This is a genomic window from Shewanella sp. Pdp11, assembly GCF_002838165.1.
Taxonomy (GTDB): Bacteria; Pseudomonadota; Gammaproteobacteria; order Enterobacterales; family Shewanellaceae; genus Shewanella; species Shewanella hafniensis.
Map to the genome: position 1 here is coordinate 1,335,280 of NZ_CP015194.1, position 17,723 is coordinate 1,353,002.

At 46.8% G+C, this 17,723-nt stretch carries 12 protein-coding genes; 5 read left to right on the forward strand and 7 right to left on the reverse strand.

Going from position 1 to position 17,723, the window contains the following annotated elements; genetic code table 11:
• Positions 1 to 52: 52 nt before the first annotated feature.
• From AYJ58_RS05870 to cutA, 3 genes are all read right to left on the reverse strand, one after another.
• Positions 53 to 1,708: a cation:proton antiporter family protein gene (locus tag AYJ58_RS05870; RefSeq protein ID WP_106649369.1), complete on the reverse strand. Its 1,656-nt coding sequence runs from the start codon at positions 1,706 to 1,708 to the stop codon at positions 53 to 55.
• Between the two features lie 181 nt (positions 1,709 to 1,889).
• Positions 1,890 to 3,749, reverse strand: a complete 1,860-nt coding sequence (locus AYJ58_RS05875) for a protein-disulfide reductase DsbD (RefSeq protein WP_106649370.1) — start codon at positions 3,747 to 3,749, stop codon at positions 1,890 to 1,892.
• The gene (gene cutA / locus AYJ58_RS05880; protein WP_106649371.1) at positions 3,746 to 4,069 is read right to left on the reverse strand and encodes a divalent-cation tolerance protein CutA; all 324 of its coding nucleotides are present in this window, start codon (positions 4,067 to 4,069) and stop codon (positions 3,746 to 3,748) included. The genes AYJ58_RS05875 and cutA overlap by 4 nt, the downstream gene beginning before the upstream one ends.
• A 250-nt stretch (positions 4,070 to 4,319) precedes the next feature.
• On the opposite strand from cutA, the gene AYJ58_RS05885 reads away from it, so the two are divergent.
• The gene (locus tag AYJ58_RS05885; RefSeq protein ID WP_106649372.1) at positions 4,320 to 4,904 is read left to right on the forward strand and encodes an FxsA family protein; all 585 of its coding nucleotides are present in this window, start codon (positions 4,320 to 4,322) and stop codon (positions 4,902 to 4,904) included.
• Positions 4,905 to 5,122: 218 nt separating this feature from the next.
• Here the strand turns inward: AYJ58_RS05885 and AYJ58_RS05890 are convergent, their stop codons facing one another.
• The gene (locus AYJ58_RS05890) at positions 5,123 to 6,109 is read right to left on the reverse strand and encodes a DUF3187 family protein (RefSeq protein ID WP_232790867.1); all 987 of its coding nucleotides are present in this window, start codon (positions 6,107 to 6,109) and stop codon (positions 5,123 to 5,125) included.
• A gap of 698 nt (positions 6,110 to 6,807) precedes the next feature.
• Between AYJ58_RS05890 and AYJ58_RS05895 the strand changes: the two genes are divergently transcribed.
• A complete protein-coding gene (locus AYJ58_RS05895; protein WP_106651753.1) occupies positions 6,808 to 7,929 on the forward strand; it encodes an ISAs1-like element ISSod22 family transposase in 1,122 nt (373 codons plus the stop codon).
• 110 nt (positions 7,930 to 8,039) lie between these two features.
• Here the strand turns inward: AYJ58_RS05895 and AYJ58_RS05900 are convergent, their stop codons facing one another.
• On the reverse strand, positions 8,040 to 11,129 hold the full coding sequence (locus tag AYJ58_RS05900; RefSeq protein WP_106649373.1) for an efflux RND transporter permease subunit: 3,090 nt from the start codon (positions 11,127 to 11,129) through the stop codon (positions 8,040 to 8,042).
• Positions 11,130 to 11,132: 3 nt separating this feature from the next.
• Positions 11,133 to 12,215: an efflux RND transporter periplasmic adaptor subunit gene (locus AYJ58_RS05905; RefSeq protein WP_106649374.1), complete on the reverse strand. Its 1,083-nt coding sequence runs from the start codon at positions 12,213 to 12,215 to the stop codon at positions 11,133 to 11,135.
• 128 nt (positions 12,216 to 12,343) lie between these two features.
• Between AYJ58_RS05905 and AYJ58_RS05910 the strand changes: the two genes are divergently transcribed.
• Positions 12,344 to 13,345, forward strand: coding sequence for a LysR family transcriptional regulator (locus AYJ58_RS05910; RefSeq protein ID WP_106649375.1), 1,002 nt, complete (start codon positions 12,344 to 12,346; stop codon positions 13,343 to 13,345).
• On the opposite strand, the gene AYJ58_RS05915 is transcribed toward AYJ58_RS05910, so the two are convergent.
• Positions 13,342 to 14,703 carry an MATE family efflux transporter gene (locus AYJ58_RS05915; protein ID WP_106649376.1) on the reverse strand — a complete coding sequence of 454 codons (1,362 nt, stop codon included), beginning with the start codon at positions 14,701 to 14,703 and terminating at the stop codon, positions 13,342 to 13,344. The two genes, AYJ58_RS05910 and AYJ58_RS05915, sit on opposite strands and share 4 nt — an antisense overlap.
• Positions 14,704 to 14,927: 224 nt before the next feature.
• Here AYJ58_RS05915 and AYJ58_RS05920 point away from each other — a divergent pair, with 224 nt between their 5' ends.
• Together AYJ58_RS05920 and groL are read left to right on the forward strand one after the other, a co-directional pair.
• Positions 14,928 to 15,218, forward strand: a complete 291-nt coding sequence (locus AYJ58_RS05920) for a co-chaperone GroES (RefSeq protein ID WP_006086113.1) — start codon at positions 14,928 to 14,930, stop codon at positions 15,216 to 15,218.
• A 57-nt stretch (positions 15,219 to 15,275) separates the two neighbouring features.
• Complete coding sequence (gene groL, locus AYJ58_RS05925) at positions 15,276 to 16,913, forward strand: chaperonin GroEL (protein WP_106649377.1); 1,638 nt, start codon at positions 15,276 to 15,278, stop codon at positions 16,911 to 16,913.
• Positions 16,914 to 17,723: the final 810 nt, after the last annotated feature.

The window sequence follows — 17,723 nt, forward strand, 5'->3', positions numbered from 1 at the left end:
TTGTGCGGCCTATTATGGCGTGATTTTAATTCAATGCAGCATTAGCAGGCACTTAACTGTTGGACTCTGCATTAATCTTAGGATCAGCCTCTTGCGCTGTTTCTTCCGCTTGCGCGGTGTTTTTTTCTGAGTCTTGCAACAGCTCGTAAATCACATGATCCACAAAACCGGCACCGGCGGCTTCGTACAGGTTGTAAACACTGTGTACGCCGGACTCTCGAAGCGCCGCGGCGTCGTCACTGTACTGCACAATCGCGCTGATCTTGCCTTGATAATCCAGTTTTTTGAGTTGCTCGACCGCAAACATATTTCCCGCGTGGTGCGGCATGGCCAGCAGCACTAATTCAAGATTCGGTGCTCTGTCGAGCTTCTCCCAAAAGTCGGTATCCGAGGCATCACCTTGTACTACGTTGCGGCCCTTGGCTTTATGTAAGTCGACTATGTCTTGCTTGTGCTCAATGCCGAGAATTTCGCCGTCAAATTGTTCCCTGAGTTCATCGTAGGCGCCGCTACCAATGCGGCCCATACCTAAAATTAAGAAGCGTGGATTGCCAATGGCGATCGGTCTGTCTTCTGGATGCAATGGGCGTTTTTCAAGCTTGATTAAACGCTGTTGGAATCGTTGATAGATGTTACCTACGGTAGCGTTAAGCGGCGCGGCGAGTAAAAAACTAAAGCTTAATGCCACGGCGATGATCACTAGCCACTCTGGAGGTAACCAGCCTTTATAGGTTGCAACGGCGGCGACAATCAGACCGAATTCACTGAAGTTACCTAGGTTGAACGAGCCCAACATTGAGGTCCGTGAACGCAGCTTAAAGCGGGTAAGAATGTAGACAAACAGCAGGATTTTAAGTGGCACTAACAGCACTAACAGCGCCGCGAGCACGATATCCGATACCGTAGGTAAGCCGTTGAGCCCAATGGTTAAGAAGAAGGCGACGAGGAAGAGTTCTTTAAAATAGAACAGGGATTTTGCCAGTTCTGAGGACTTTTTGTGGCCCGCCAACAAGATACCGATAATCAGTGCGCCGAGATCGGGTTTTAAGCCAACAGACTCAAATAACCAAGCGCCAACCACGAGTGCCATTACTAGACCAAAAAGGACTAACAGTTCACCGTGGCCAACACGGTCGAAGGCTTTATAAATGAGCGGCTTAGCCAGTGGCAGTAAGAGTAATGCGAAGGCCCATACCGAAGGTACATCGCCCTTAGAAATGGTTAAAAACAGTACGGCGAAGATATCCTGCATAATCAAGATACCAATAGCGACTCGGCCGTAGAGGGATTGGACGTCGCCCTTATCTTCTAACACTTTGACCGCAAATACGGTACTGGAGAAGCTTAACGCGAAGGCGATTAACGTCAGTTGCTCAAGGTTAAGACTGGTGAGTTGGCTTAAACCCAGTAAGCCGAAGAGTTTCAGAATCGGCACAAAAATCACGATCGAGAGTACCAAGTGCACACTCGACCCCGCCCACACTTCGGCCTTGAACAGGCTGCGAATGTCGAGTTTTAAACCAATCGCAAACAACAGCAAAGTCACGCCTAGGCTGGCGAGTTCTTGCAGCAATGGCAGGCTTTCTTTATCTATCCCTAGGACGAATAGTACAAAGCCCGCCACTAAGTAGCCGATGAGCGGTGGCAGTCCTATGCGGCTGACGAGCATGCCGCAGATGAGTGTGATAATGAGGATACCGGGTTCCATGATGCTCCAATCTAAAAAGTCCAAAATAGTGACTGATTGTATAAGAAATCTATGACACTGGAACAAAAAAGCGGACTTTTAATGAAAAAAGTCCGCTTTTTATTGGTGTTGCGGCAAATACACTCGCCGGTTAAAACCTGCGCGAGTGAAATTGCTTTAGTGGTCTAAGTCTAAACCGTGACTATTTCACCAGATGATCTAAATGGGCGGCAAAATCTTTAGGGCCCATAAAACCAGTCACACGTAAATCTTCCCTTTGCTCGCCTTGTTCGTTAAACATCAACAAGGTAGGCAAACCGAGCACATTGTATTTTTCGAGTAAGGCCACATCGACCTTATCACTCTTAGTCACATCTGCTTGCAGTAGCACGATTTTATTCATGCGGGCTAACACGTCAGCATCCTTAAAGGTGATGGCTTCGAACTCTTTACAGGCAACACACCAATCGGCGTAGAGATCTAGCATCACAGGCTTGCCTTGGGCTGCAGCGGCGGCGATTTCTTGCTCAAGATCTTTAATGGATTTAATCCGTTTAAAGCCATGGGCTTCTTCGGTTGTCGCCGCAGTGCCTACGGGATTGTGATTAAAACCTAAGTGGCCCATTACAGCTTGGAATCCATAGGAGAAACTCGCCAGTAGTGCCAGAGTTAATAGCACTGAACGGACAGTTTGTTTCCAGTTAAATTCACTGAGTTTGTTCTGATGCATCAAGTAGCCAGCGAAGCTCACACCCCACAATGACCAAAGCACATCGGATACCACGCCCGTCCAAATACGGCCGAGCATGACGATAGACACAGCGATCAACAGGAAGCCGAAGATGGTCTTAATGATGTCCATCCAAGCGCCGGCTCTGGGTAATAATTTACCGCCCGAGGTGCCGATAATCAGCAGAGGTAAACCCATGCCCATACTGAGCACATACAGGGCTAAGAAGCCTTGGAGTAAGTCGCCGGTTTGCGCCACATAAACGAGTGCGCCCGACAGCGGCGCGGTAGTACAAGGTGATGCGACCAGACCTGAAATCACGCCCATCAAGAATACGCCAACTAAGTTGCCGCCTTTTTGATTGTTCGATACTGAGTTCATCTTCTCCTGCCAGCTCGATGGCAGTTTTAGATCGTACAGGCCAAACATAGATAAGCTGAGCACAAAGAACAGGATCGCCAGAACCACTAACACGGCCGGATGTTGCAATGCTGCTTGGTATTTTAGTCCCGCCGATGCGACCACTAAGCCTAAGATAGAATAAGTGATTGCCATGCCTTGCACGTAAGCCATGGACAAGGTAAAAGCTTTTGCAGTTGAGAGCTTTTGCCCTTGGCCGACAATAATGCCGGACAAAATCGGGTACATAGGGAATACGCAGGGCGTTAATGCCAGACCGACACCCAGACCAAAGAAGATCACTAAGGTCCAAATCAGGCTGTCGTTCGACAGCATTTGGCTCAGGGTATCTTGCTGGGTAATAGGTTGGGGATTGGCTTTATCGGCCGTGCTCGGTTCAATGCTGGCAGACTCAGCGCTGGCTGGTTCTGCTGCGGCGGTTGATTCGCCCGCTTCGGCGCCTGCGATTAAGCCATCATTAGCGGCAATCGCTTTTAGCACCACGTCACGTTTGGTTGGTGGATAACATAACTTACCTTCGGCGCAGCCCATAAAAGTGACTGTCAGAGTGGCATTGTCATCGGCCTGTTTCAGCGCAACGGGAATATCCACATAGGTGTAATAGACTTCTTGTTCGCCAAAATACTCATCTTGATGGGGCTTACCCTTGGGCAGCGCCACTGTGCCTAGTTCGGCGCCATTAACACTGAATTTAAGCTTGTCGCGGTACATATAGTAACCGTCGGCAATCACCCAATTGAGTTTGACCTGATTACCTTCTTGCTTGAAATCGAAGGCAAAGGCTTGATCGACAGGCATCAATTCCGGCTCACTCTTCATGAAGTCGAATTTGTTACCGAAAACCCCTTCACTGTGCGCTAAGGGCGTGAGGAGCAATAAAGACGTGAAAATAAGGCTGAGTAGTTTTTTCATGGCTGAGTGTTGTCTTTTATCCAATCTAAGTAGGCTGGTAGCCCGTGAGTCACAGGCACGGCAATAATTTCGGGTACTTGATATGGGTGGAGTCTAAGCACAAGTTGTTCTAACTCTGAATATCGACTTTGTAAACATTTAATCTGTAAGCTAAATTCTTGTTCGTCATAGATTTTCCCTTCCCAAGCATAAATTGAACGTATCGGGGCGGAGATATGAACACAAGCGGCAATACGCGACTCAACTAAAGCCCGAGCCAAGGTATTGGCTTGTACTTCATCGGGGCAGGTAGTGCTAACCACTAAATACTGATGCTGCATGGTGTTAGGTATCGTCTCTTAAGAATCTTAAAGTTCGCTTAAGCCAACTGAGTTAGGCTACTTTACGTGTTTTAATGGTCTCATACATTAGCGCGTTAACAAAAGGGTGAGCTAAATATCAGTTGTGATATCCATTGCTAATCTGTGGTGATTCGCCCCTGAGTCTGTCGCTATGCTTAGCCTGACTTGAATTAAGACCGGATAGTCCCCATTTAGTTTACACAGATAGTCAGATAAACCTGAGGTCGGTATGTTTTTCATTATATTTTTACTCTTTGTGCTGATCCCAGTAATAGAGCTGTCGGTGCTGATCCGTGTGGGTGAAGTGCTTGGCACTTGGACTACCATAGGTTTAGTGCTGTTTACCGCCGTGCTCGGGGTCTCTTTGGTTCGCAGCCAAGGTTTAAGCACCTTAATGCAAGTTCAACAAAAACTCGCTCGCGGTGAAGCGCCGGGGCAAGAAATCGTCGAGGGCATGATGCTAGCTATGGCGGGCATTTTACTGCTGATCCCCGGTTTTGTAACCGACGCCATTGGCCTGTTATTGCTGACACCATTCACTCGTCGCCCGATCGCCGCCTTGCTGTTTAAGCGCATGCAGTTACGGGTTGTGGCGGGATTACAGGGTGGTATGCACGGTGGCTTTCAAGCGGGACAAAGTCCGTTTGGGCCTAAGTCGCATGGCCCATTTGGCCAAGCGCCGTTTGATGATAGCGTGAAGAAAGACGGTAATGTGTTTGAGGGTGACTTCGAGCATAAAGTCGATCCAAGTGATATCAAGCCCGCTAGCCATCAGCTGTCTGATAAAGATCAGAATAAAGATCCTAAGCCTTAGTCTGTTATGGTTTAGTGCGTTTGATACACGCCTTTAATCGCTTGAACTTTTTACCCCAATCTTGCTTCAATGCCAGCGGCCATCATGATTAATTTGAGCTGCGCCGCTGGTGTATTTCATCTGATCGCAATAGTCATTCACTTAGCAATATCACTTAGCAATATCACTTAGCAATAAATGTACTATTTTTTCGTTCCACGAGATTGAATAAGATCTGTTTAAATCATCATTCGATACCCAAGAGAAAAAGCAATATCAGTACTATTGTCCATATTGAGCAGATTTTCGACTATAGCAAACTCAATTGCACTGTTATCTAGATAATATCTATAGCCTAGAAATACTTCGTGTGAAGCCTTTGAAAAGTCATTATCTGCATTCAGTAAGCCATCATAATGATGCAATTCAATAAGCCAACCATGACGTCCCATCAAAAATTCATAACCTAAAGATAACATTAATGCATGATCTTTATAGTCTGCTCCGGATAGGCTTTCATTATTTTGTCTAAAACTGATGCCAGCTGTGGAGTACAAGTTATGCATTCCAGTGGTATAGCTATAATTCAGCTGTAATGCTTGTTCAAACCGATTGTCTACAAATGGGCCTGAATTAACATGGTTGTAATATAAGCTGCCACCTATTGATAGCCCATAATTATTTTCATTAATTAGCTGATATTCTAAATAAAAGCTTATGGCATTATTGAGCGTGTCACCAGAAATATCAGGTTGATATATACCATTTTTTGAATATATTTCATTTTTATTCTTGGTTGTATTATCACGGCCATTTTGACCTATACCAAAGGCATCATGAAACCAGATTGTGACTGAGTCAAGGTGGTTATCTCCACTAAAACTCCAGTTGTAATGACTATCCAGCATCCATTTTTCTGTCAATTGCCACTTGATCCCACCATTGAGAGAATTATGATAATAGTCAGCATAATATTCATCAGTTTCAGCCCATACACTTGCAGCCGTCGCAGATCCGTATAGCTCTTTTTTCCCCTCAGGCAGTGCAAAGCCAGAGCGCAGCATAGGGGTTAAGCTAGCCGCCTGCATGGGTGACTGAGCATACACACTGAGTGGACCATAATGGTTATAATTGATATTTTCTGCGAAAGTATTCGGTAAGAAAAGTACCGCGTAAATTAGCTGTGCTCTAATTGTCACAGATAACATTTTCTTTGCATATCTCATCTTGGCGCTCTTTTAAACTAATAAAAATTAAAGGCAACGCTTATTGAAAAGATATTTGTTACCTATAAATAGCTGATATTTAAATTGATAATAAGTTTTTACTTGGCAGCTTAACATTACTGAATTCAAGCTACAAAAACACATACCATAGGAGTACGAGTGCAAGCCAGAATGCTCTGCCGATAAACGGAATTAAAGATAGTATGAGCAAAGCGCTGATAATTCCCAGTAATACTGTCGGTTTTCTTATTGGAAGAATACTATCAAAACGTAATTTCATGATGCTTCTCAAAAATTAATTTCAACAAAACAGCAACATTGTTTTGTCGTAAACTATGAGGGTGGTATTTAAGATGGCATGGTAAATTAACAATCGGCTATAAATATACCTTTGTTATTTATTCGTGTAAATGTGCGTAATTGATCATTACTCCATATTACTCGTATAAATATGGAACTGATAGTTCCTGTTTTAATTAATACATTTCTTCTTAGCTGTGTTATTTGCGATCATTAATTAAAGCCTTGCTTTAATATGTCAAATTTAGTTATTCAAATGATATTGTTTTCAGTTTTTCTTAAAGGGTAATAATGACAGGGTGAGATCGTGAATGTATTTTAACCGTTTTGAACCCAATTTGACGAACGGTATCGATTATGATCTTATGCTCTCTTTTTCTTATAGAGAACATCAGAGCATGTACCTTGAAGCCTTCACGTCTCATTTCAACTCGATTGCTGACAGCCGACAATCTGCCAAAGTGACTTACCCATTGCATGATGTATTGTTCGTTACTCTGTGTGGTGTGATTGCTGGTGCCGAAGGCTGGTCAGAAATCCATGACTATGCTGCCGGACATCATAACTGGTTTAAAGAAAAGGGAATTCTGACCGAAGGTGTCCCAGTCGATGATACCATTGCACGTATTATCTCTCGTATCGAGCCGGAACAGTTCCGACTGTGCTTCGCCAATTGGATGCGAGCCGTCCATGAGATGAGTGATGGTCATCTTATTGCTATCGATGGTAAAACGCTTCGTGCCTCATACAATCGTGAAGATCGGCGCTCAACCATTCATATGGTCAATGCGTTTGCCTGTGCCAATAAAGTGGTGCTGGGGCAAGTAAAAACGGCAAATAAATCCAATGAGATAACCGCAATCCCAGCGCTGCTGCAGTTGTTAGATATAGAAGGAGCACTTGTATCAATCGACGCCATGGGTTGCCAGACAGAGATTGCAAGACAGATAGTCGAGCAAGGAGGTGACTACTTACTTGCTGTAAAGGCAAATCAAAGTTCCTTGCATGAGGCCGTGGTCAGTGCTTTCAGTGAAGCGCGCAGTAATCCTCTTGATGGACTCGTTATTGAAAAAAATAGAGGCCGTATCGAGGCAAGAGCCTATTATGTAATACCTGCAAACCAGCTCCAAGATTATTTTCCTAAGTGGATGAAATTGAACACATTAGGTATGTGTTTGAGTTATCGGTATACGAAAGGGAAAGAGGCAGAACTGACCTACCGTTACTATATCAGTTCAGCCACACTCGATGAGCAGCAGTTAGCCAATTCAGTTCGTGGCCATTGGGGGATTGAGAACAGCTTACACTGGGTGCTAGATGTCTCAATGAAAGAAGATAGTTGCCAGATTTACCAACATCATGGGGCAGAAAATTGGGCCATGCTTAGGCAAATATCACTGAATATGCTTAGGGCTGAACCTTCTAAAGGAAGCATTCCAGCGAAACAGAAAAGAGCTTGGATGAAACCTGAATATTTAGAATCGGTTCTATTAGCAGGGTTGCAGCTGGACGAATTTTAAACACTCATGCGGTTGCCCTGGTAATAATGACCAGTCAGCCACTAACAGAGTGACTGACCGGCCGCGCCGGGAAGCGTTTTTGGAACAATTGCGGAGCTATAAGTTGAGTGTTATTTGTTAGGTGACTCACCTCCTATCGCTGTCGCTTTAATATTGAATACTAGGCTGTACATCACTGGCAGTACTATGAGTGTTAACAGTGACGCAAAACCGAGACCGAAAATAATCGTAATCGCCATTGAACCGAAAAAGGCGTCAGAGATCAGTGGGATCATCCCGAGCATAGTGGTTATGGCTGCCATCATGACGGGGCGCACACGGCTGACACAGGAGTCGACCAAGGCGAAATAAGCGGGTTTGCCTTCACTGAGTTCGAGGTTGATTTGATCGACCAAGACGATACCGTTTTTAATCACCATACCCGACAAACTCAGCAGGCCGAGTAGCGCCATAAAGCTGAAAGGGGCGTCGAATAACAAGAGTCCCGCAGACACCCCAATCAGGGCCAAGGGCACAGTAAACCAGATCACTAAGGGCTGACGCACTGAGTTGAACAAGAATACAGTGATCAAGAACATCGCCAGATAACCCATAGGAATCGAGCTGAATACTGCGGTTTGTGCTTCGCCTGCGGTTTCAAATTCACCGCCCCATTCCAAGTGATAACCTGCGGGCAGGCTGATCGCTTCGACCTTGTCCTTTACTTTACGCAGCACAGAGTCGGCGGTTTCATCACTGCCAAGCTTAGGATCGGCCATCACAGCGAGCATACGCATGCGATCGCGGCGCATCACCAGCGGATTTTCCCACTCAGTGTTGAAGTTACTCACCACTTGGGTGGCTGGTACAAAGGTATTGTGTTCGCTACTCCAAATTTGCAGCTTCCATAGGCTGTCGGCTTGCAAACGTTCTTCGGCGGGCGCTCTGGCGACGATCGGCAACAAGTGGCTGGTTTCTCGGTATAAACCAATTTGCTTACCGCTAAAGTTAACCAATAGGGCATTGTCCAGATCTTGTTTGCTGATCCCCGTTTCCCGCGCTTGGGCGTTTTCTAACTGTGGACGGATCAAGGGCACTTGGTTGCGCCAGTTGTGGCGTATGCCATCCATGCTCGGTTCGGCGTGGAAAATGGCTTCGGCTTGGTCGCCTAAAGCGCGTAGCACTTCAGGATTATCGCCATAGAAGCGCGCCTCAATTTTGGCGGCGGGCGAAGGGCCGTTCTCCATGTTTTTCAAGCGATATTGCGCCTGTGGGAAACGTTGATTTAACAAGGTTTCTAACTCTGGCATATAGGCTTTAACGGCGGCGAGATCCTGCATTTCGACTATAAACTGGGCAAAGGCGGGATAGCCTTTTTCCGGCTGATAGGGCAGGACGAAACGCTGCGAACCTTGACCAATAACGGTTGTTAAGTGTTTTAGCCCTACGTCTTTTTGCTCGTTCAGCGAGAGCATTAACTTTTCGATATCAGCGGTAAAGCGTTCGGTTGCTTTAATATCTGTCCCTTCTGGCATCCAGATATCCACAAAGAAAATCGGCGTGTTAGAGGCAGGGAAGAACACATTTTTAATATGACCAAAGCCCACTACCGCGCTGAACAGCATGGCGACAACCAGCAGAATACTCACCAGTCTAAAGCGCAGCGCTAGGGTTAAACTTGCGCGATATAAGCTGAAGAACCAGCCCTTGTAAGGGTCTTGGGCTTCTTCGTCGCTCGGCGCATCCTTAAATAACAGATGGCAGAAGAACGGCGTTAAGGTGATGGCGGTGATCCAGCTGATAAACAGCGAAATCATCAACACTTGGAATAAAGAGCGGCAGAACTCACCGGCGGCATTTTGCGATAGGCCAATGGGCGCGAAGGCTATAATGGCAATCACAGTCGCACCCAATAACGGCCATTGGGTTTGAGCCACAATTTGCTTCGCCGCTTCGAGGCGCGTTTTACCACGGCGCAGGCCAATCAAAATACCTTCTGTAACCACAATCGCGTTATCGACCAACATGCCGAGGGCGATAATGAGTGCACCGAGGGAGATAAGTTGTAGCTCAATCCCCAGCACTTTCATCACAATAAAGGTGCCCAGAATTGTCAGCAGTAAGATCAGACCCATCAACAGACCCGAGCGCAGCCCCATAAACAGCAGGAGCACGGCGATCACGATTGCAATCGATTCTAATAGGTTGATTAAGAAGCCGTTGACTGTCTCATCGACCGCCTGACTCTGGTTGTAAACCGTCGCTAAATTCATCCCGATTGGGCGTTGGGATTCAAGCTCGGCTAAACGGTTACTGACCTTCTGTCCGACTTCAACCACGTTCACGCCACTAGAGAAAGAGATCCCCAGTGATAACGCCGCTTCGCCCTTATTGTGGTAAAGCACATTCGGGGTTTCGTCGTAGTCCTTCTCAATATTGGCAATGTCGCCAAGGTAAATGAGCTCAGTGCTACCCGGTGGACTAACGATCAAACGCGCGAGATCCTGCACATTGCTAAATTCGCCCGTGGGATGAATACGGATACGGTTATCGCCAATCACTAAGCTGCCCGCGTTAGAGACCACGTTTTGATTGTTCACTAAACCATAGATATAGCTTTGATCTAACCCCAGTGCCGACAGCTTTTGCTGGGAGATTTCAATCACCACTTGCTCGGTGACGTTGCCCGCAACTGAAACTTTTTTAACGCCGGGTACTAGCACGAGTTCACGGCGCAGATAGTCGGCGTAATTGCTTAATTCGCGGTTACTGTAATCAGGGCCAGAGAGATTAAATAAAATGCCATACACATCACCAAAGTCGTCCATCACTTGCGGCGCTGTGGTGCCCGGAGGCAAGCTTCCCGCTGTGTCGTTGACCTTGCGCCGCACTTCATCCCATACCTGTGGCAGGCTGGTTTTGTCGTAGCTTTCTTTAATCTCGATTTGGATTTGTGACAGACCCGCACTGTTAATCGAGGTCACATGCTTAATCGCATCGAGTTGTTGTAGGGCATCTTCGAGCGGCAGTGTGACTTCTTCTTCCACTTGCTCTGGTGATGCACCGGGATAAGCTGTGATCACTAAGGCTTCTTTAATGGTGAATTCGGGAAACTCTAATTGCCCCAAACCGGTAAAACTCACGCCGCCACCCACGAGTAGCAGCAACACAAACATCCAACTGATGACTTTGTGGCGTATCGAATACTCTGCAATGTTCATCAATTACACTCCACGCTGCCAGCGAAGTGGTTTGACTTTCATGCCCGCGGATAATTGAGACACCCCAGCGCTGACGATAAGATCGCCCTTGTTGACGCCTGTTAAAATCTCAACGCCTTGATTACTCACACGTCCTAACGTCACTATGGTCGGTTTGACTTCACCCGATTGGGTTTGATAAACCCACACTTGCACTTGGCCATCTTGATCGCGTTTATCGATAGCGGTCACAGGCACGACCGTTGACGCGAGTGCGCTGGGATCTTTGACTAAAGCTAAGGTTAATTCGGCGCTCATACCAGGAAGTAATTGAATATCTTGGGGTTGAGGCAATGAAAACACCACTTCATAGGCTTGAGTGCCTGGGGTGACTTGGGTGGAGTATTCTTTAAACTTGGCGTCGAAGCTCTGCTCGGGGAAGGCGCTAAAACGTACTTTAGCTGCAAAGTGAGCTTGATCGGTATATTGCTTCAGCCCCGCCGCCATGGCTTCGGGGACTTGAATGCTCACATCGAGCAAGTTGTTGTTTTGCAGTGTTAACACCCCCTGATTGGCCTGCACTATTTGGTGGTTATCCACTAAACGTTTTGCAATAGTGCCGCTAAAGGGCGCGGTTAAGCGGGTATAACTCAGCTGATCGCGCGCAGCCGCAAGGGCGGCCTTGGCCGATTTGAGCTGCGCCTGCGTGCTATCAAACTCAGACTGTGAAATCAGCTTACGATTGAGTAGCTCGGTCTTACGTTTAAAGTCGGCGGCTAACAGTTCGTGCTCTGCCTCACGGGTCATTAAGTTATTTTTGGCATCCCTATCGTCAAGCTGGGCGAGCAGACTACCTTGAGCGACTCTTTGGCCTTCGACTAATGTCAGTTCGGTGAGTTGTCCTGAAATACGGAACGACAATTCGGCGCGGCTATTGGCGGCAACGCGGGCAGGAAAGGTTCTAAAATCTCCAGCTTCTACGTTGAGCACTTCAAACAGTTTAACCGGACGGACAGTGTCCACTTGCACTGAACTTTCCGCTGGCGAACAACCACTGAGCAGGGCTGGAAGCAGCATAGCCAGTGGCAAGAGTCGAGATGATTTCATGGTAGCGATTTCCTAGTTAACAAGTTGTCAGCATTTCTGGGCGCGAAGATACCAGCTAAAGTAGTTGCAATAAACGGGATACTTTGGGATTATCAGTCCCACATAATGAGATTGAACTTAAGGCCAAAATGAAGACAGAGGACTTAGCGTTATTCCACCGAATTGCTGAAACCGGTAGTTTGATTGAAGCGGCTGATTTACTTAACTTACCCAAATCGACTGTGAGTCGACGTTTGCAAGCCTTGGAAGATGAGCTGAATATTAAATTGTTCCACCGCCAGAGCCGCTCCATGACGCTCACCTCTGCGGGCAGCCATTTCTACCAGCGCTCGCAAAACATTCTGGCCCAGCTCGATGAAACTCTATTTGAAATGACCAATGATGATGCTGAGATCAGCGGCCATCTGCGCATTCAAATGTTCCCCATCCATAGCATGAAAATCTTGATGCAAGCCATTTTCCGCTTTATGGATATGCACCCAAAACTCACCTTAGAAGTCATCAGTAGCTCAGAATCTGTCGATATGGTGAAACATAATCTCGATGTGGCTTTTGTGGTCGAGCCCGCGTTGGATACCTTAGATTTAGTGGTGCGGCCGATTTTTACCACTGACTTACGTTTTTACGCCAGTCCTAAATATTTAGCGGCGCACGGCACACCTAAAACACCACAACAAATTGAATCGCATAATGTTTCCTTGTTCCGATTATCCAACGGAAAAATTTTCAATGAGTTATGGATAGGATCAGAGCAAGAGGTGAGAGTCAGAGGCAATTTCTGCTCCAACAGTGTTGAAGTGGCAGTTGAGTTTGCGTTGCAAGGGCGCGGTATCGTGTATGCACCCGTTGAAGTGGTAGAGGAATATGTCCAAAGCGGAGAGTTGGTGACGCTGTTACCTGAAATCCAGCCCCACCAAGGCGAGTGCTTCTTAGCTTATCCATCAAGGCGTTATGTGAGTTTAGCCAGCCGACGCTTTATCGACTACATAATGCAAGAGTTAGTGCCAAATGGCGTGCCGACTAACATGAGCGAGCAAGGTACACGTCGCTCCTGCAAAGCCTCTTCAGAAGCGTTTTCAGATGATGTTTTGCCACTTTCTAGGCAAAAAATCGAACTCGTTTCCCTTTAGCTCATGGCGTTAGCGGTTGTGACCTTTGTCGGTTCACAGATCCGCTGCGCCAGCCAGTAACAGGCAATCCCCATCAAAATATTGGTCACAGGCAGCGCCAGCAGCAGGCCTTTCACGTCACCTATGTACGATCCCAAGGCCGCCAACGGCAGCATAAGTAGCACTAAGCGGCATAGGTTGATCACCAGTGAACTCATAGGTCTGTGGTAAGCATTGAGCGACGTTGCGACAATAATCACTATGCCTAAAGGTCCGTAGGCGCAGGGCAGCACTAAGATATAAAAACTCAACCACTCGATCACTAGCGGATCGGTACTGAATAAGTGCGCGATAGGCTCAGCTAAAAAGATCAGCGGGATATAGAGTAAGGTTTGGAAAACAAAAATAAATTTTATCGATAATAGCAGGGCTTCTTTCGCTCTTTGTGGCTGTCCTGCCCCTAAGTTTTGCGCGATAAAGGGCATTAGGCTGGACGACAGTGCCATCACGACTATTAACAGCACTGACTCTAAGCGAGTCCCAGCCCCAAAGGCTGCCACTGCGCTATGGTCGATATGCGCCAACATCGCCATGATAACGGCATTGGCTAATGGATTGATTAAATTCATCAGCGCTGCCGGCTGGGCGATATGGGCTAATTTAGTCCAGTTGGCGCGCATTCTGTCGATGTCAAAGGCCGCCCATTCGAGCATCTTGCGCCTAACAATCAACAAATAGCCCGACAAAGATAAGGCAATCAACCAAGCGAACAGGGTTGCAATTGCGGCGCCTTGGATTTCTAAGCGTGGAAACGGCCCAATACCGAAGATAAGTAATGGATCGAGGATAAGGTTAATGACTGCCGCCAGCGCCATAATCATCGCTGGCGAGCGAGTATCGCCGGTGGAACGCAAACCTTGATTGCCCACCATCAACAATACCAGCAGCGGCGCGCTGACATACCAGTAAATCATATAGTCGTGGATCAGCGGCAAGCTGTCATCGTTTGCCCCAAGTAAGCGAAACAGTGGCTCGATAAAAATGCTACCCAGTGCAGCTAAACTGGCAATCAAACCAAAGGTGAGTAATAAGGCATCATGCAAGAACACTTTGGCCTTGTGGGCATTACCCGAACCGATAAGTCGGCCTAAATTAGTCGAGACACCAGCGCCAATACCAATGGCGATGCTCGAGATCACTAAGGTCACTGGAAAGGTAAAACTAATGGCGGCTAAGGCTTCGGTGCCCAATTGGCTGATAAAAAAAGTGTCAGCGAGGCTGAAACCTAGAATGGTCATAATGCCAATTAAGTTGGGGAGGCTCATGTTGAGCAGTACACGACCAATTGGCGCGGTGAGCAGCCCGTGTCTGTCTTTCATGGAAAAATAGTGCCTTGTTAGCGAGCGGAGGCGAGATTCTAGCAGGATTGTGCCGACTTGAAAAAACCGACATCAAAAAATTGAAGTTTTTTTTGTAAATGCCCTTGGATCTCGACACAGCCAGCCCCATATCTCAGACAGCAAAAGAGCAGACCGACGTGTCTGTTTTTTTAATCACAAATAGGCTCGATTGTAGGGCATCAAATCATTAGGAGAGTTCATAGATGAATATTCGTCCATTACATGACCGCGTAATCGTTAAGCGTCTAGAAGTTGAATCTACATCAGCGGGTGGCATAGTACTGACCGGTAGCGCCGCTGAAAAATCAACTCGCGGTGAAATCCTTGCTGTGGGCAATGGCCGTATTTTAGAAAATGGCACAGTTAAGCCACTGGATGTCAAAGTGGGTGACGTGGTGATCTTCAACGAAGGTTACGGCGTTAAGAAAGAAAAAATCGACGGTCAAGAAGTCTTGATCCTGTCGGAAGCTGACCTGATGGCAGTAGTGGGTTAATCCTCAGCATCAATTCGACATTCCAATTAATCATTAAAAATTTAAAGGATAATCAAGATGGCAGCTAAAGAAGTTGTATTTGGTAATGACGCTCGCGTAAGAATGCTGGCTGGCGTAAACATTCTCGCAAACGCAGTGAAAGTGACCTTAGGCCCTAAAGGCCGTAACGTGGTATTAGACAAGAGCTTCGGCTCACCACTGATCACTAAAGACGGTGTGTCTGTTGCCAAAGAAATCGAGTTAGAAGACAAATTCGAAAACATGGGCGCGCAAATGGTGAAAGAAGTTGCTTCTAAAGCCAACGACGCCGCCGGTGATGGTACTACTACTGCAACTGTACTGGCTCAAGCCATTGTTGTTGAAGGCTTAAAAGCCGTTGCAGCCGGTATGAACCCTATGGATTTGAAGCGCGGTATCGACAAAGCCGTTATCGCTGCAGTTGCTGAATTAAAAGCCTTATCACAACCTTGTGCCGACTCAAAAGCGATTGCGCAAGTGGCGACTATCTCTGCAAACTCTGACGAATCTATCGGCGAAATCATCGCAACTGCGATGGAAAAAGTCGGCAAAGAAGGCGTGATCACAGTTGAAGAAGGCCAAGCGTTAGAAAACGAATTGGACGTAGTAGAAGGTATGCAGTTTGACCGTGGCTACCTGTCTCCATACTTCATCAACAAGCCAGAAACCGGCAGCGTTGAATTAGATCACCCATTCGTACTGTTAGTAGACAAGAAAATCTCTAACATTCGCGAACTGTTACCTATCCTTGAAGGTCTGGCAAAAACCGGTAAGCCATTGCTTATCGTTGCTGAAGACGTTGAAGGCGAAGCATTAGCAACTTTAGTTGTTAACAATATGCGCGGTATCGTGAAAGTGGCTGCGGTTAAAGCGCCTGGCTTTGGCGATCGTCGTAAGGCAATGCTGCAAGACGTAGCAATCCTGACTGGCGGTACTGTTATTGCTGAAGAAATCGGCCTAGAGCTTGAAAAAGCAACGTTGGAAGATTTAGGTACAGCTAAGCGTGTTGTGATCACTAAAGACAACACCACCATCATCGATGGTAACGGCGAGCAAACACAAATTGCTGCTCGTGTAAGCCAAATCAAACAACAAGTTGAAGAATCAACTTCTGACTACGACAAAGAAAAACTGCAAGAGCGTATGGCTAAACTAGCTGGCGGCGTAGCAGTAATCAAAGTTGGCGCAGCGACTGAAGTTGAAATGAAAGAGAAAAAAGCCCGCGTTGAAGATGCTCTGCATGCAACTCGCGCTGCGGTAGAAGAAGGCGTGGTTCCTGGCGGCGGTGTTGCTCTGGTTCGCGTAGCTTCTAAGATCGCTGACGTTGAAGTATTAAACGAAGATCAAAAACACGGTGTGGTTATCGCACTGCGTGCAATGGAAGCACCACTGCGTCAAATCGCCACTAACGCGGGTGAAGAAGCGTCAGTTGTTGCTAACACAGTGAAGAACGGCAGCGGTAACTATGGTTACAACGCCGGCAACGACACTTACGGTGACATGTTAGAAATGGGTATCCTTGACCCAACTAAAGTGACCCGTTGTGCATTGCAATTCGCTGCGTCAATCGCAGGTCTGATGATCACTACAGAAGCTATGGTTGCTGAAATCCCACAAAACTCTGCGCCAGATATGGGCGGGATGGGTGGAATGGGCGGAATGGGCGGCATGATGTAGTGCGACGAGAGTCGTGTAGGTCACTAACCTAGCAGGCTACACCGTAAGCAAGCACTAACAAGTGCTTGCTTCCACACCTGCAAAACTAGTAGTCGACACCGGTAATCGGTATGCATAAACCGATTGCCGGAATCTTCCTTGAAGATGTCGCGCAATTGTGTTTATATACAATTGGTTAAAGAAAAACGGCGACGCAAGTCTGCCGACAACACGTAATAGACAACTACAAACTTTAGTCGACTAGTTATGCAGTCGGGAAAAAGAAGGGCGATTAACATCTGCCCGCAAGGCGTTCCGCCATCCTCGTAGTGTGTCTTCCCAATTAAGAAAGCAATTCAATGAATACTCTAGCGGGTCTAATTAACCTGCCTGTGTACTTATGATTGTTTGATTCGATTACCTGTTCCATGTGTCAAATGATTACTGGAGTGATCTTCCGGTGTCAGCTGTTGAAGTTATTGTCTCGACTTGTTCCATTAAACAAGTAAGTGAGACCTAACATGCGACTGTTAGTAGCCTAGGGATAGTGCGATGTTGGTAACGACATGGTGCGAAGCTTCCTGACAATGTACCTCTGCGTAAGCAGTGCTTTACTCGTGAGAGTGGGTATAACTTGTTAACAATAAACAGGTTGAGGGCTAGGCTGGGCAATAAGGTTAACGTATGTGAACTGCTGTTAAACACCGTCAACCGCAAAGAGCGAAAGATTGTTGATACGCTCTAACCAAAAGGTATGCGGCTGGTTATTCCTTTTACATCTGGGAATACGTCGTCACAAGGCCGTCGGTGGATAGGCAGAACCTAAGTTGC

Bases quoted from the DNA above. Each gene is read 5' to 3' on its own strand.
- AYJ58_RS05885 (WP_106649372.1), top strand. From the start codon at position 4,320: ATGTTTTTCATTATATTTTTACTCTTTGTGCTGATCCCAGTAATAGAG.
- AYJ58_RS05895 (WP_106651753.1), top strand. From the start codon at position 6,808: ATGTACCTTGAAGCCTTCACGTCTCATTTCAACTCGATTGCTGACAGC.
- AYJ58_RS05915 (WP_106649376.1), bottom strand. From the start codon at position 14,703: ATGAAAGACAGACACGGGCTGCTCACCGCGCCAATTGGTCGTGTACTG.
- groL (WP_106649377.1), top strand. From the start codon at position 15,276: ATGGCAGCTAAAGAAGTTGTATTTGGTAATGACGCTCGCGTAAGAATG.
- AYJ58_RS05920 (WP_006086113.1), top strand. From the start codon at position 14,928: ATGAATATTCGTCCATTACATGACCGCGTAATCGTTAAGCGTCTAGAA.
- AYJ58_RS05890 (WP_232790867.1), bottom strand. From the start codon at position 6,109: ATGAGATATGCAAAGAAAATGTTATCTGTGACAATTAGAGCACAGCTA.
- AYJ58_RS05875 (WP_106649370.1), bottom strand. From the start codon at position 3,749: ATGAAAAAACTACTCAGCCTTATTTTCACGTCTTTATTGCTCCTCACG.
- AYJ58_RS05905 (WP_106649374.1), bottom strand. From the start codon at position 12,215: ATGAAATCATCTCGACTCTTGCCACTGGCTATGCTGCTTCCAGCCCTG.
- AYJ58_RS05870 (WP_106649369.1), bottom strand. From the start codon at position 1,708: ATGGAACCCGGTATCCTCATTATCACACTCATCTGCGGCATGCTCGTC.
- cutA (WP_106649371.1), bottom strand. From the start codon at position 4,069: ATGCAGCATCAGTATTTAGTGGTTAGCACTACCTGCCCCGATGAAGTA.
- AYJ58_RS05900 (WP_106649373.1), bottom strand. From the start codon at position 11,129: ATGAACATTGCAGAGTATTCGATACGCCACAAAGTCATCAGTTGGATG.
- AYJ58_RS05910 (WP_106649375.1), top strand. From the start codon at position 12,344: ATGAAGACAGAGGACTTAGCGTTATTCCACCGAATTGCTGAAACCGGT.